The organism is Pedobacter sp. 01T416_2 (assembly GCF_056398925.1).
In genome coordinates, this window is record NZ_JBFTQI010001047.1 from 1 (window position 1) to 1,574 (window position 1,574).

The 1,574-nt window shown below is 39.6% G+C and carries 1 protein-coding gene; it reads right to left on the reverse strand.

Features of this window, described 5'->3' with window-relative positions; translation table 11 throughout:
* Nucleotides 1-1,574, reverse strand: a 1,574-nt coding sequence (locus tag AC1DPQ_RS27210) for a hypothetical protein (RefSeq protein WP_477611484.1), incomplete at both ends; no start/stop codon positions are given.

A 1,574-nucleotide genomic window follows, 5' to 3' on the forward strand; every position in this document is an offset into this window, starting at 1 on the left:
CTTCTTTATCGTTAACCGCTACTGCTACCGATGCGCCATTGACAGTTATAGTTACACGAGCCACATTTTCTGTTTTCAGGTTTTCAATCCTAAAGCGTTGATTTTTTTCAGGAACTTTTTTCTTCATAAACTGCACACTCGTTTCGGCTTCCCCGCCTAAGGCAAATGCAAAATCAAATCCGTTTCGGTTAATGTCTTGTATGTTGATGTAGTTTTCGGTTCCCAAGCGTACATACATCAGCGATCTATAATTGCGAATGTTTTTCCCGAAATACACATCGTAACTCAGGGTAAAATTGGCTGGAAGTGGTTTTGCAAAATCTGGATAGAACGTAAACTCTTTGGGTATGGATATCCATTTTCCTCTTTGTCCGCTTAGTGTATGAAGTGTGGCATTTTGAAATTCGTGTCCATTTTTTCCGTATGTATGCCATCCTTTAGCAGAAAAAGTACCTGTGTTATAGCCATCAAAGTCTTCGTATAAGATGGTATTCGGGTCTTTACTTTTTACGCTTGCCGTAACCGATTTACTTACAATACTTACCATTGTATTGCCCGAAGTTTTTACGGGTTCTTTCACCGGTTTATAGGCAACGGTTTTCATCTTTTCAGGGTCGGCTAACCACTTGCTTACGTAATCGAAATTAAAATTTTGTAACATTGAATGCACCAAATGTTGTGCATCGGTTCCAAAAGTTACATCATAGTTAGCGAGTGATCCTGCAAAATCGATTCTGGGCGTAAGGTTTACATATAACCAAAGTGGTTTATCGGTTTTAGATTGATTGATGATTTGTTGGGTTGTACTTACCAATAGGTTATACTCAGGAAAAGTTTTGCTGAGCTGTTTGCCATTTAAAATATGGCGTGGATCGAGCAGGTAATGTCCTGCACCATCGCTAGGACCGTTACGGTAGTTGATACGGGGATCTAGCTTTGTTACTTCGTTATAAAAAGGTTTGAGACGTTCTAACGCGGCCTGTATTTCCTTTTCGTAGTGCGGATATTTTTTCATAATACCAGGATAGATGGCCATCTGCTGTTGAATAAAAGCTACAGCATCTTTTACCAACACGGGTTTAAAAGGCCATTCGCCATTTCTGGGAACTACCACATCAATTTTACTATAGCCTTTTCCACTATCATGGTAATGCTGCAAGTAGGTCCGATAATTATAAAGATTGGCTTGAATCCTTTTATCAATCCCTTCACCCTTCACAGTAGCATCATCCTCGCCCGCACAAAATGGTGCCTTTTCAGAAAAGAAATACAGTCCATTGGGATTAAATCCGTCTACATAAACACCTGGAAAATCATTGAAGCCTGCAATCAGCTTGCTTCCTTGTTCACCATTGAGGTTGATTTTTCCATTCTCAAATCTTGCAGAGAAGCCCATTAATTCAAAACCATAACTATGTAACGGGCCTAAATCAGGTAAATATGAGCGATCGTCGTTTTTACTAACACGTCTGATGATTAAGCCTCGTGGCAAATAAGATTGTTGTATCCAGCTATATAATTTATCAACGGCCTGTTGCTGCCAAATGGAGTACGAGCCATAATAACCTTTGTAG